General features: G+C 76.2%; 10 protein-coding genes. 4 read left to right on the top strand and 6 right to left on the bottom strand.

The window, feature by feature from the left end; translation table 11 throughout:
* Window positions 1-38: 38 nt before the first annotated feature.
* Window positions 39-1,019, bottom strand: coding sequence for a LacI family DNA-binding transcriptional regulator (locus O2W16_RS03020; RefSeq protein ID WP_269157310.1), 981 nt, complete (start codon window positions 1,017-1,019; stop codon window positions 39-41).
* A gap of 79 nt (window positions 1,020-1,098) precedes the next feature.
* Window positions 1,099-1,755 carry a membrane protein YczE gene (yczE, locus tag O2W16_RS03015; RefSeq protein ID WP_269157309.1) on the bottom strand — a complete coding sequence of 219 codons (657 nt, stop codon included), beginning with the start codon at window positions 1,753-1,755 and terminating at the stop codon, window positions 1,099-1,101.
* A 60-nt stretch (window positions 1,756-1,815) separates the two neighbouring features.
* Here yczE and yczR point away from each other — a divergent pair, with 60 nt between their 5' ends.
* Window positions 1,816-3,198: a MocR-like transcription factor YczR gene (gene yczR / locus O2W16_RS03010; RefSeq protein WP_269157308.1), complete on the top strand. Its 1,383-nt coding sequence runs from the start codon at window positions 1,816-1,818 to the stop codon at window positions 3,196-3,198.
* Between the two features lie 8 nt (window positions 3,199-3,206).
* Here the strand turns inward: yczR and O2W16_RS03005 are convergent, their stop codons facing one another.
* Both O2W16_RS03005 and O2W16_RS03000 read right to left on the bottom strand, forming a co-directional pair.
* A complete protein-coding gene (locus tag O2W16_RS03005; protein ID WP_269157307.1) occupies window positions 3,207-5,807 on the bottom strand; it encodes a bifunctional FO biosynthesis protein CofGH in 2,601 nt (866 codons plus the stop codon).
* Between the two features lie 230 nt (window positions 5,808-6,037).
* Window positions 6,038-6,547, bottom strand: coding sequence for a flavin reductase family protein (locus O2W16_RS03000; protein ID WP_269157306.1), 510 nt, complete (start codon window positions 6,545-6,547; stop codon window positions 6,038-6,040).
* A 26-nt stretch (window positions 6,548-6,573) separates the two neighbouring features.
* On the opposite strand from O2W16_RS03000, the gene O2W16_RS02995 reads away from it, so the two are divergent.
* Together O2W16_RS02995 and O2W16_RS02990 are read left to right on the top strand one after the other, a co-directional pair.
* A complete protein-coding gene (locus tag O2W16_RS02995) occupies window positions 6,574-7,998 on the top strand; it encodes a dihydrolipoyl dehydrogenase family protein (RefSeq protein WP_269157305.1) in 1,425 nt (474 codons plus the stop codon).
* A gap of 3 nt (window positions 7,999-8,001) precedes the next feature.
* Window positions 8,002-8,985 carry an NAD(+)/NADH kinase gene (locus O2W16_RS02990; protein ID WP_269157304.1) on the top strand — a complete coding sequence of 328 codons (984 nt, stop codon included), beginning with the start codon at window positions 8,002-8,004 and terminating at the stop codon, window positions 8,983-8,985.
* A gap of 12 nt (window positions 8,986-8,997) precedes the next feature.
* Here the strand turns inward: O2W16_RS02990 and O2W16_RS02985 are convergent, their stop codons facing one another.
* Window positions 8,998-9,783 (bottom strand): transglutaminase-like domain-containing protein, encoded by a 786-nt coding sequence (locus O2W16_RS02985; RefSeq protein WP_269157303.1) that lies wholly within the window; start codon window positions 9,781-9,783, stop codon window positions 8,998-9,000.
* 109 nt (window positions 9,784-9,892) lie between these two features.
* Between O2W16_RS02985 and O2W16_RS02980 the strand changes: the two genes are divergently transcribed.
* A complete protein-coding gene (locus tag O2W16_RS02980) occupies window positions 9,893-10,723 on the top strand; it encodes an SGNH/GDSL hydrolase family protein (protein ID WP_269157302.1) in 831 nt (276 codons plus the stop codon).
* Between the two features lie 56 nt (window positions 10,724-10,779).
* On the opposite strand, the gene O2W16_RS02975 is transcribed toward O2W16_RS02980, so the two are convergent.
* On the bottom strand, window positions 10,780-13,098 hold the full coding sequence (locus O2W16_RS02975; protein WP_269157301.1) for a putative bifunctional diguanylate cyclase/phosphodiesterase: 2,319 nt from the start codon (window positions 13,096-13,098) through the stop codon (window positions 10,780-10,782).
* Window positions 13,099-13,149: the final 51 nt, after the last annotated feature.

Genomic DNA, 13,149 nt, shown 5'->3' with positions numbered 1-13,149 from the left:
CTGACGGCGGGCCGGGGCGTGGTGCCCCGGCCCGCCGGTCACGCCGAGCCCCGCACCACCAGCCGCAGCACCTCGGTCGGGTCGGGGGAGGGCGGCGGCGTGCCGCCGTCCAGGGCCGCGGCGACGGCGGCGGCGATCGCCCGGGCCTGCACCCCCGCGTCCTGGGCCACGGTGGTCAGTGCCGGGTCGCTCAGTCGCGCGGCGGGGACGTCGTCGACGCCGACCACCGCGAGCTGGCCCGGCACGACCAGCCCGCAGGCCCGGGCGCCCGCCAGGACCGCCAGTGCGACCTCGTCGTTGTAGGCGGCCACCGCGGTGACCCCGGCGCCGCGCCAGGCGCGGACGGCGTGGGTGGCGGAGCCGACGTCCAGGTCGACCTCCCGCACCACCGGCGCGGCCAGGCCGCGCCGCGCGCACTCGGCGCGGACCCCGCTCAGCCGCCGCTCGGCGAAGTCGGCCAGCCGGGGCTCGGCGGGTGCGGCCCAGCCGAGCCGGACGTGCCCGGTGTCGGCCAGGTGCCGCACCTGCAGCTGCCCGACCCGGGTCTGCGGCACGGCGAACACGGCGTGCGGGTCGTCGTCGAGGGAGGCGTTGAGCACCTGGATGCCGGCCCCGCGCATCGCGTCGGCGTCCTCGGCGCCGAAGGCGGTGAAGCCGACGACGGCGCGCGGGGTGACCGCCCGCCACAGCTCCGTCAGCGGGCGTGGGCCCCGGCCGTGGTGCACCAGCACCGACAGCTGCCGATCGGCCAGCTCCCGGGTGAGCTCGTCGAGGACGGTGTCCAGGACCGGGCCCACCGTCCAGTTCGGCAGCACGCAGAGCACCAGGTCGCTGCGGCCGCTGCGCAGCGTCCGGGCGGCGGCCGAGGGGGAGTAGCCGAGCCGGGTCGCCGCCGCCAGCACCCGTTCCCGGGTGTCCGCGGAGATCATCGCGCCGTGCTTGTCGTTGAGCACGTAGCTCACCGTCGTCCGGGAGACGCCGCTCTCCCGGGCGACGTCGGCGCTGGTCACCCGTGGCACGTCTGTCCTCCTGCCCGCTGTGGTCCGGTGATCGTGCCGCACCGGTCGCGGACGGAGGACGCGCTCGTGCGCCGGCCGGTCAGTCGGGGGCGACGGTCGAGACCGGGGGGCCTGCGACCGCAGCGGCCTGTCCGTCGCGGAGCCGGAACACGGGGAGCATGCTGTGCATCAGCGGCCCGATCGCGGCGGCGTACAGCACCGTCCCGACGCCGAGGGTGCCGCCGAGCAGCCAGCCGACGCCCAGCACCAGCAGCTCGATCGTCGTCCGCACCACCCGCACGGAGTGACCGCGGGCGGCGATGCCGGTGGTCAGCCCGTCGCGGGGCCCGGCACCGAGGCCGGCGCCGATGTAGGCGCAGGTGGCCACCGCGTTGAGCAGCACCCCGGCCAGCAGCAGCGGGACGCGGGCGGTGAGCGCCTCCGGTGCCGGCAGCAGCGCCAGCGTGGCGTTGATGGACAGCCCGATGAGGACGACGTTGCACAGGGTCCCGAGGCCCGGGCGGCGGTGCAGCGGCACCCACAGCAGCAGCACCACCGCGCCGACCAGGATCGAGCCGGTGCCGACCTCGATGCCCAGCACGCCGGCCACCCCCTGGTCCAGCACGCCCCAGGGCATCTGCCCCAGCCCGGCCTGCAGCATCATCGCGACGCTGACGCCGTAGAGGGCCAGGCCGCCGAGCAGCAGCGCCAGCCGGGCGGGACGGCGGTCGGCGGGCACCGGGTCGATCAGTCGCATGAGGCCACCCTGGACGACTTGGCCCTGTCCGGACAGGGCCAAGTCCCGGACAATGGCCCGGTGCACACCGAGCGACTGGCCGACCTCCTGGGACCGTGGCTGGGCGACGGCCGGGCCTACGCCGGCGTCGCGGCCGGGATCCGCGGCCTCGCCCTGGACGGTCGGCTGTCGGTGGGTGCCCGGGTGCCCTCGGAACGGCAGCTCGCCCAGGCGCTGGGGCTCAGCCGCACCACCGTGAGCGCCGCCTACGACCTGCTCCGGGGCGAGGGGTACCTGCACAGCGCGGCCGGTGCCGGGAGTCGGGTGACCCTCCCGTCGCCCGCGCCGGTCCGCCCGGACGCCGACCCGGGGGAGCCGGCCGTCGTCCGGGACCTCACCATCGCGGCCGCACCGGCCCCCGCCCAGCTGCTCGACGCCGTCGCCGGGGCCACCGCCGACCTGCGCCCGCTGCTGGCCGGCCACGGCCTGCACCCCTACGGCCTGCCCGCGCTGCGCGCCGCGGTCGCCCGGCACCTGACCCGCCGGGGGCTGGCCACCGAGCCGGAGCAGGTGCTGGTCACCAACGGCGCGCTGGCGGGCTGGGACCTGCTGCTGCGCACCGTCACCCGGCCGGGGCAGCGGGCACTGGTCGAGCAGCCCACCTACCCCGCGGCGTTGGACTGTCTCGCGGCCCACCACCTGCGGCCGGTCGCGCTGCCGGTGAGCAGCGAGGGCTGGGAGCTGCCGGCCGCCGCGGCCGACGTCGCGCTGGTCACCCCGGACGGCCAGAACCCCACCGGCCTGCTCGCCGACGACGGCCGGCGCCGGGCGCTGCTGTCCGCCCTCGACGCCCCGGTGGTCGCCACGGACGAGACCTTCGCCGAGCTCGTGCTCGACGGCGCCCGGCCCACCGCGCTCGCCGCGCTCGACCGCCGGGTGGTCACCCTCGGCTCGATGAGCAAGGCCTACTGGTCGGGGCTGCGGGTGGGCTGGGTGCGCGCCGACCCGCCGCTGCTGGCCCGGCTGGCCCAGGCGCGCGGCACGATCGACCTCAGCAGCCCGGTGCTGGAGCAGCTGGTCGCCGCCCGGCTGCTCGCCGTCGCCGACGACGTGCTCGCCGACCGGGTCGCCTGGCTGACCGCCGCCCGGGACGCGCTGCTCGCCGCGCTCGCCGCCCGGCTGCCGGACTGGCGCGTCGAGCGGCCGCGGGCCGGCTCGGTGCTCTGGGTGCAGCTGCCGGGGGAGAGCTCCACCCGGCTCGCCGCGCACGCCCTCGACCTGGGCCTGCGGGTGACCCCGGGGCCGCGGTTCACCGTCGACGGCACCGCCGACCGGTGGCTGCGGCTGCCGCTGAGCGTGCCGCCGGAGCAGGCCGACGAGGTGGCCGACGTGCTGCAGGCCGCCTGGGCGCGCACGGCGAGCGGCGCCGACAGCCGCCGCACCCCGTCCCGCTGGACCGCCTGACCGGCGGCTCAGAGCAGCCTGAGGGTGAGCGCCTGACGGCCCTCCTCCGAGCGGGCGGTGGCCATCCGCTCGGCCGAGGGCGTGCCGTAGTCCGTCGTCCGCTGACGGGCCGGCCGGCCGATCGCGGCGGCCATCGCCTCCAGCTCGGCGATCGTCTTCAGCGACCCGTTGCCCGAGCCGGCCATCCGGCTGATCGTCTCCTCCATCAGCGTGCCGCCCAGGTCGTTGGCCCCGCCGTCGAGCATCGCCTGCGTGCCGGTGTCGCCGAGCTTCACCCACGAGGTCTGGATGTTGTCGATCCGGCCGTGCAGCAGCAGCCGGGCGACGGCGTGCACCGCCCGGTTCTCCCGGTTCGTCGGCCCCGGCCGGGCCACGCCGGCCAGGTAGATCGGCGAGTTGTGGTGCACGAAGGGCAGCAGCACGAACTCGCGGAACCCGCCGGTCCGGTCCTGCAGGGCGGCGAGGGTGCGCAGGTGCGCGACCCAGTGCGCGGGGGTGTCGACGTGGCCGTACATCATCGTCGAGGTCGTCGGCAGGCCCACCTCGTGCGCCGTCTTCACGATCTCCAGCCAGGTCGCCGTCGGCAGCTTGCCCTTGGTGAGCACCCAGCGGACGTCGTCGTCCAGGATCTCCGCCGCGGTGCCGGGGAGGGAGTCGACGCCGGCCTCCTTGACCGCGGTGAGGAAGTCGCGGAACGACAGCCCGGTGCGGGCCGCGCCGTTGACCACCTCCATCGGGGAGAACGCGTGCAGGTGGATGTCGGGACGGCGGGACTTCACCTCGCGGGCCAGGTCGAAGTAGGCGGTGCCGGGCAGGTCGGGGTGGATGCCGCCCTGCATGCAGATCTCGGTCGCCCCGCCGGCCCAGGCCTCGTCGACCCGGTCGCCGACCTGCTGCATCGACAGCGTGAACGCGTCCGCGTCGGTGCGCCGCTGGGCGAACGCGCAGAACCGGCAGCCGGTGTAGCAGACGTTGGTGAAGTTGACGTTCCGGTTCACCACGTAGGTGACGTCGTCGCCGTTGACGTCCCGGCGGACGGCGTCGGCCAGCGCGCACAGGTGCTCCAGGTCGGTGCCGTCGGCGCCGAGCAGGGTCAGGTACTCGGCGTCGCTCAGCCCGGCCGGGTCCTGCTCGGCGTGCCGCAGCGCGGCCAGCACCTCCCGGTCGCCGACGGTCAGCGCGGTGGAGGAGCCGTCGCGGGCGGCGACGGTCGCCTCGCGGAGCTCCGACCAGTCGCCGTAGACGGCGTCGAAGTCGCTGCGCCGGTCACCGGTGCGGCCCACGGTGTCGATCTCGGTGTGCAGGTCGACCCGGCCGGAGGAGGTCCAGGCCTCGTCCGGCTCCTGCCACGGCAGGCCCACCGGGAGCCGGCCCTCGACCGCCAGGCCATCGGGGCCGGCGAGGGCGGAGACGTGCGGGCGCACCCGCGGGTCCAGCCACGGCTCGGGCTGGGTCACGTAGCCGGGCTGGGCGGCCAGCCGCTCGCGCAGCGTGAACTCGGCCTCGGCGCTCAGCGCGGCGAGCTTGTCGATGTTCGGCCACGGCCGCTCGGGATTGACGTGGTCGGGGGTGAGCGGGGAGACCCCGCCCCAGTCGTCGACCCCGGCGCGCAACAGCAGCGCCAGCTCGGTGGAGTCGCTCAGGTTCGGCGGTGCCTGCACCCGCGCCGCCGGCCCCAGCATCAGCCGGCTGACCGCCACCGCGGCCACGTACTCCTGCAGCTCCAGGTCGTCGTGCGCGGCCATCGCGGTGCGCGGCTTGGCGCGGAAGTTCTGCACGATGACCTCTTGCACGTGCTGGTGCCGCCGGGCCGAGGCGCGGATCTCGGCGATCGCGTCGACCCGCTCGGCGTAGGTCTCCCCGATGCCCAGCAGCACGCCGGTGGTGAACGGGACGGCGGAGCGGCCGGCGTCCTCGAGCACGCGGAGCCGGACGGCGGGCTCCTTGTCCGGGCTGCCGAAGTGCGGGCCGCCCTTCTCCGACCAGAGCCGGGTCGCCGTCGTCTCCAGCATCATCCCCATCGAGGCGGCGACCGGCTTGAGCCGCTGGATCTCCTCCCACGACAGCACCCCGGGGTTGAGGTGGGGGAGCAGCCCGGTCTCCTCCAGCACCCGGATCGCCATCGCCCGCAGGTAGCCCAGCGTCGAGTCGAACCCGTGCGCCTCCAGCCACTCGGCGGCGACCGGCCAGCGCTCCTCCGGGCGGTCGCCCAGGGTGAACAGCGCCTCCTTGCAGCCCAGCGCGGCCCCGGCCCGGGCGATGTCGAGCACCTCGTCCGGCGACAGGTACGGGGCCTTGCCCTCGGTGCGCAGCTGTCCGGGCGTGGTCACGAACGTGCAGTAGTGGCACCGGTCGCGGCACAGGTGGGTCAGCGGGATGAACACCTTGCGGCTGTAGGTGACCACCCCGGGGCGCCCGGCCGAGGCGAGCCCGGCGTCCCGTACCCGGGAGGCGGCGGTCAGCAGCCGGTCCAGCGGTTCGCCCTCGCTCAGCCCGCGGGCGTGCAGCAGGGTCTCGGCCTCGGTGGCGTCCAGCGTGACCCCGCGCTCGGCGCGCACCAGGGCGCGGCGGAGGGTGGAGTCGGACGGGGCGGGCAGGGCGTTGCTCATCGGCGACGACGCTAACCCCGCGGCGTGACCACCGCGTTCCGTGGCCTCCGCTCCGGGCCGGTCCGGGCCGGTCCGAGCAGTCGATGAGATGGGTCAAGCCGCGTGAGCTGGGGTTGAGCCGCGTCGTGGCGCGGCTCAACCCCAGCTGGCCCGGGTCAACCCGGACGGCGGTCAACCCGGGACGGCGGGTGGCCCGGACAGGGAAGCGGGTCGGGGCGGGAAGACGGGCGCTAGGGCCGGCGGAGGGGCGCGCCGACGCCGTCGGCCCAGCGGCCGCGGAGGCGCACCAGCGGGTCGCCGTCCCCGAGCACCGGCACGCCCTCCACCGACAGCAGCACCACCACGTGGCTGCCGGCCTCGACGACCGAGGCGACCGTGCAGTCCAGCGCCGTGAGGGCCTCGTCCAGCACGATCGCGTCGCTGACCGGGGCGCGGTGCCAGGGCACCGACTCCAGCAGGTGCCGGGCGCTGGGCCGCCCGGCGGAGGCGAACCGGCTGGCCAGGATCGCCTGCCCGGTGCTCAGCACGTTCACCGCGCCGCTGCCGATGCCCTGCAGCACCTCGGCCGGGTACCCGTCGGCGGCCAGCCCCACGGCGATCAGCGGGGGGTCGGCGGAGACGCTCATCACCGAGGTCACCGTCGTCCCCACGTCGTCGATGTCGTCGCGCACGGTCAGCAGCACGACCCCGGCGGCGTACTGGCGCAGGGCGGCGGCGTGGTCGGCGGGATCGACAGGCACGGGGGTCAGTCGACCACAATGCCCAGGTGACCACTGCGGAGCGGACGTACGACGTCATCGTCCTGGGCGCCGGATCGACGGGGGAGAACGTCGCGGACATCGCCACCTGCGGCGGGTTGAGCACGGTGCTGGTGGAGAGCGAGCTGGTCGGCGGCGAGTGCTCCTACTGGGCGTGCATGCCCAGCAAGGCGCTGCTGCGGGGCAGTGAGGCGCTCGCCCAGGCCCGTGCCGTGTCCGGCGCTGCGGCGGCGGTGACCGGCGAGCAGGACGTCGCCGCCACCCTCGCCCGCCGGGACGGCTTCACCAGTCACTGGGACGACGCCGGCCAGGCGCGGTGGGTCGAGGGCGCCGGCATCGCCCTGGTGCGCGGGCACGGCCGGCTGGCGGGGGAGAAGCAGGTCGTCGTGGCCCAGGACGACGGCACGGAGCTGGTGCTCACCGCCCGGCACGCCGTCGCCGTGTGCACCGGGTCCCGGGGCGCCGTCCCGCCGGTCGAGGGCCTCGCCGACGTGCAGCCGTGGACCCCGCGGGAGGCGACCAGCGCCAAGGAGGCACCCGGCCGGCTGCTGGTGCTCGGCGGCGGCTACGTGGGCAGCGAGATGGCGACGGCCTGGCAGCAGCTGGGCTCCGCGGTGACCCTGCTGCAGCGCGGGCCCCGGCTGCTGCCGAACCTGGAACCGGCCGCCGCGGCGGCGGTCGAGGCGTCCCTGCGGGAGATGGGCGTCGACGTCCGGCTGGGCAGCGAGGTGCGCTCGGCCCGCCGGGAGGACGGCGGCGACGTGGTCCTCAGCACCGCCGACGGCGAGTTCCGCGGCGACGAGGTGCTGGTGGCCACCGGCCGCGCCGCCAACACCGACGAGATCGGCCTGGACGCCGTCGGCCTGGAGCCGGGCGGGTACCTCGACGTCGACGAGTCGCTGCAGGTGCCCGGCGTCCCGTGGCTCTACGGCGTCGGAGACGTGAACGGCCGCCAGCAGCTGACCCACATGGGCAAGTACCAGGCCCGCCAGGCCGGCGCCGCGATCGTGGCCCGGGCCCGCGGGCAGCACGTCGACCTGGCCGACTGGTCGCCGTTCGTGGCCACCGCCGACCGCCGGGCGACGCCGAGCGTGGTCTTCACCGAGCCCCAGGTGGGGTCGGTCGGGATGACCGCGGCCCAGGCGGCCGACGCCGGCGTCGCGCACCGGGTCGTGGAGTACGCGATCGGCGGCGTCGCCGGCGCCGCGCTCTTCGCCGACGGCTACTCCGGGACGGCGATCGCCGTGGTGGACACCGAGCGCGAGGTGCTGCTCGGCGTCACGTTCGTCGGCCCGGGGGTGGCCGAACTGCTGCACTCGGCGACGGTCGCGGTGGTCGGTGAGGTGCCGATCAGCCGGCTCTGGCACGCCGTCCCGTCCTACCCGACGATCAGCGAGGTCTGGTTGCGGCTGCTCGAGACCTACCGGGGCTGACGGGTGCACGACGGCAGCCGGATCGGCCTGGTGCTGCACCCGCACCGCGACTGCGCCGGCGCGGTGGCCCAGGTGGTCGCCTGGACCACGACGCACGGGGTGGAGCTGGTCGCCGCGGCGGCGGACGTCGAGCGGCTGCACCTGCACGGCGTGACACCGGTGGACGTCGCCGAGCTGGCCACCAGCTGCGACGGGCTCATCGCCCTCGGCGGCGACGGGACGCTGCTCGGCGCGATGCGGATGGTGGTCGCCGACCCGGTCCCGGTGCTGGGCGTCAACTTCGGCCGGCTGGGCTTCCTGACCGAGGTCGAGGGTCAGGAGCTGGACGGGGCGCTCACCGCGCTGGCCGAGGGCCGCTCGACGCTGGAGTCGCGCAGCTGCCTGGTGGTGCGCGGGCCGGGCTGGGAGACCGTCGCGTTCAACGACGTCGTCCTGGCCCGGGTGCCGGGGGAGGGCATGGTCGACGCGACCCTGTCGGTGGCCGGTCGCCGTTACGGCCACTACCGCAGTGACGCGCTGATCATCGCCACCCCGATGGGGTCGACGGCCTACAACTTCGCCGCCGGCGGTCCGGTGATGTCCCCCGGGGCCGCGGGCGTGCTGGTCACCCCGTCGGCGCCGCTGAACGGCATCGACCGCACCGTCGTGCTGGGGCCGCACGAGCCGCTGCACCTGGCGCTGCCGGAGACCGCCGGCCGCCCGGCCGTGGAGGTGGACGGCCTGGTGGTCGGTCGCCTGGGGCCGGGGGACGAGCTGCACGTCGAGGCCCGCGCGGACGCCGGGCTGCTGGTGCGGCTGGACGACTGGCTGGCCGCCGACCGCAGCCGGGTCAAGCTCTCGCTGCTGGACCTGCCGCTGCTGCCGGAGGAGCTGGTGGAGCTGGTGCCCGAGGAGCTGCGCCGTCGGACACCGGGCGGGGTGCCGGCCCCGGGCACCGGCCCGGTCCGGGCCCCGCAGGGCGCCCGCGGTCCCGGCGACGTCAGCTGAGCCGGGCCGGCCTCAGGGCAACGGGAACGGCTCGTCGGCAGGTGCGGGGAGGTCGCCGTCCACGGTGGCGGTGACCGTCATGCCCCGGAAGGCGGCCCGCCCGCCGAACAGCGAGAGGAAGGCGGTGTCCGCGGCGTCGCGGCCGGTGCAGATCCGGACGAGGGCCGAGGTCGGGGCGAGCCGGGTGGCGTCGACGGTCTGCCACACCCCGTCGACGTCGGCCTCGACGACCGCGTGGAAGTCCATCGGCGACAGGCCCGGGGCGTAGACGGCGACCAGCCGGGCGGGGACCTCCAGCGCACGGAGCAGCGTGATCGTCAGGTGCGCGTAGTCGCGGCACACGCCCTGGCCGAGCAGCAGGGTGTCGACCGCGGTGTCCACCGGGCGGCTGGACCCGGTGGTGTAGACCAGCCGGCGGCTCACCCAGGCGGCGACGGCGGCGACCAGCTCGGCGCGGGGCAGCGACCGGTCGAACTCAGCCCCGGCGTAGCCCTCCAGCTGGTCGGAGGGGCAGTAGCGGCTGGGCCGGACGAACTCCGCCCAGTCGGCCGGGCTCACCGGCCGCGGGCCGCCGCCGGAGGAGACGTGCGCGCAGTAGCTGATCGTCGTCTCACCGGCGGGCAGCTGCAGGCGGTGCACCCGCGCGCCGGGGACGGCGACCTCCTCGGCGGGCACCGGGCGGCCGTCGGTGAGCACGATCAGCTGTTCGTCGGCGGGCGCGGCGACGGCGACCTGCAGCAGCGCGGTCGCCGGTGCGGGAGAGGAGACGGTGAGCGAGCAGGCGACGTCGGTGCGCATGACCGCAGATCCTGGCCTCCCCGTGTCACCGACAGGAGTCCAGCGGATGTGGTCTCCGGCACGGGACCCCTCGCCCGGGCGCCGGGAGGGGCGTGGTGCAGTAGGGGACGTGCAACCGGGCAGTGATCGTCGGACGTGGCAGCGGTACATCGCGCTGGGGGACTCCTTCACCGAGGGCCTCAGCGACCCCGAGCCGGGGTCGCCGGACTCCTTCCGGGGCTGGGCCGACCGGCTCGCCGAGCACCTGGCCGCCGCCGCGCCCTCGGGCAGCGTCGAGTACGCCAACCTCGCCGTCCGCGGCCGGCTGCTGCCGCAGGTGCTGGCCGAGCAGGTGCCGGTCGCGCTCGCCTCCCGGCCCGACCTGGTCAGCCTGGTCGCCGGCGGCAACGACCTGCTCCGCCCCGGCGCCGACCCCGACCGGCTGGCCGCGGACCTGGAGGCCGCCGTCGTGTCCCTCCGCGAGGCCGGGGCGGACGTGCTGCTGGCCACCGGTGTGGACCCGCGGCAGACGCCGATCATCCGCCGCACCCGGGGCCGGGTCGCGGTCTTCAACACCCACCTGTGGTCGATCGCCGCGCGGCAGGGCGCCGTCGTGCTCGACCAGTGGGGTGCCGCCTGGCTGCAGGACGCCCGGATGTGGGACCCGGGCGACCGCATCCACCTGACCGCCGAGGGGCACCGGCGGACGGCGCTGGCCGCCGCGGCCGCGCTCGGCGTCCCGGTGGCCGGCGACGGCACGGACTGGCGCACCCCGCTGGACCCGGCGCCGCCGCTGCCGGTGCGGCAGGTGGTCGGGCAGGAGCTCGCCTGGGTCCGCGGGTTCGTCCTGCCCTGGATCGGCCGCCGGTTGCGCGGTGAGTCCTCGGGCGACGGGCGCGCGGCGAAGCGGCCCGAGGCGATCCCGTTGCGGGCCGCCCTCACCGCCGTGCACGACTCCTGACCCCGGGGCGGGCCGGCGGGCTCCTCGTCGGGAGCTCGGCCGGCACCGCCCCGGGATCAGCTGCGGCCGACCTCCGGGAGGTCGCCGGTGTCCAGCGGGCCCAGCCGCTGCTGGAAGGACTCCAGCCAGGGGCGGAGCCCGGAGAGGTCGGTCGGGTCGGCGGTCAGGGCGCGCAGGTCACCCAGCTCCGCCGGTTGCCGCGGCCCGGGGACACCCGGGGTGTCGGGGGCGCCGTTGGCGGCCAGCAGGGCGCGCAGCTCCAGGAGCTCGTCGGAGGGTCGGAAGACCCCCGGGTCGAAGGAGTCGCCGGGCTCCGCGCCCGCCTCGGTGTCCGCAGGCGGCTCAGCCGCCTGCGGCGCTGCGGGCTCCGGTGTGGTCCCCGGCAGCTGGAACGAGTCGAGCTGGGGGACGGCGGCACTGGCCACGACCGGGCCGGGCCCCTCGAGGTCCTGCTCGGCGAGTGCGGCACCCAGGTCGAACCCGTGCCCCTCCTCCGGCTCCTCGTCGTCCCGCCCGGACCACTCGTGCTCGGACGTGGCGGCGTCCGCACCGGCGGCGGGTTCGTGGTGCGGTTCGGCCGGGGGGTCGGTGGCCGGGTCGTCGAGGTCGTGCAGCCCCGCGGGCGCCGGGTACTGGCCGAGCTCGCGGGCCGGCAGCGGGGCGGGCCGGCCGAAGGCGTAGCCCTGGGCCATCGAGCAGCCGTGCTCGAGCAGCCACCGGGCCTGCTCGACGTCCTCGATGCCCTCGGCGATCACCTGCAGGCCCATGCCCTGACCGAGCTGGAGCAGGCCCTGCACCAGTGCCGCGGTGGCCGGCTGGGCCACGATGTCGGCGACGAAGGAGCGGTCGATCTTCAGGGTGTGGATGGGCAGCCGGTGCAGCGCGGTGATCGCCGAGTAGCCGGTGCCGAAGTCGTCCAGCGCGAGGGTCACACCGGTCTCGGTGACCGTGTCGACGGCGTGCAGCGTCGCGTCCGCGGCGAACAGGGCGGTCGACTCGGTGATCTCCAGCTCCAGCCGCTCCGGGGCCAGCCCCGACTCGGCGAGGGCGTCGGCGACCAGCTCGCTGAAGCCCGGCTCGGCCAGGTGCCGGGCGGAGATGTTCACGTGCACCCGGAGCGCGGGGTCCCAGCCGGCGGCGTCCCAGCAGGCCTGGTGCAGCACCCAGGCGCCGAGGCGCGAGGTGAGCCGGTTGTCCTCGGCGGCGGACAGGAACGCCCCCGGCGGCAGCAGCCCACGGGTCGGGTGCTGCCAGCGGATGAGCGCCTCGTAGCCGAGCAGGTGCTCGTCGGAGAGCGCGACGATCGGTTGGTAGAACAGCCGCAGCTCGCCGGCCTCCAGTGCGTGCCGCAGGTCGGTCTCCAGCTGGAGCTGGTCGACGTAGCCCTCGCTGAGCGCCCCGTCGTGCACCTCGACCCGGCCCCGGCCGCCGCTGGCCTTGGCCCGGGCGAGCGCCGTGTGCGCCTGGCGCAGCAGCGCCTCGGGCGTGAGGTCGGTCCCCAGGGTCATGCCGATGCTGGCCGAGAGGGTGACCTCCCGGTCGAGCACGTGGAAGGGCTCGTCGAGCACGCCGAGCAGGCGGTCGGCCAGGGTCCGCAGCCCCTCGACGTCCTCGACGTCCTCGGCCAGGACGAGGAACTCGTCGGCCCCGAAGCGCACGGCGGTGTCCTCGACCCGGGTGCTCCAGCGCAGCCGGTCGGCGACCTGGCAGAGCAGCTGGTCCCCGCCCTCGTGGCCGAGGGAGTCGTTCACGGCGGTGAAGCGGTCCAGGTCCAGGTGCAGCAGCCCGACCAGCGTCCCGCGCCGGCCGGACCCGGCCAGCGCCCGCTGCAGCCGCTCGGTGAGGGCCCGCCGGTTGGGCAGCCCGGTCAGCGGGTCGGTGAAGGTGCGGCGGACCAGGTCGTCCTCCACCCGGCGACGGTCGGTGACGTCGACCAGGGTGAGGAGCACGAACTGCGGCTCGCCGTTGGTGCGGTGGATGAGCTCCTGGGTCTGCATCGCCCAGATGCTGCTGCCGTCCGCGCGGCGCAGCCGGCGCTCGCCGACGACCTGCAGCTGGGGGTCCAGCAGTGGGGTGCCGGGCAGGTGCTCGGCCGCGCGGTCCTCCACGGGGACGTCGTCGGGGTGGGTGAGCAGGTCCAGGTGCCGGCCGACGAGCTCGCCGGACGTCCGCCCGGTCAGCTCGCACATCGCCGGGTTGACGACGAGCAGCCGCCCGCTGGGGTCGACGACGGCCTTGGCGACGGGTGCGGACAGGAAGAGGGCGCGGAAGAGCTGGCCGCGATCGGCCAGCAGCACGTCGGCCGCAGCCAGTCGTCGCCCGGCAGTGCCGGCGGGCACGGGAGCGGCCGGCGACTCGGGGGCGGAGGAGGTCACCGCGACAGCGTCGCGCATCGAGCCCCGTCAGCCGTGGAACCCGGCCGATCG

Source organism: Modestobacter sp. VKM Ac-2984, from assembly GCF_026967985.1.
Lineage (GTDB): Bacteria > Actinomycetota > Actinomycetes > Mycobacteriales > Geodermatophilaceae > Modestobacter.
This window is presented reverse-complemented; position numbering and strand designations above follow the sequence as displayed.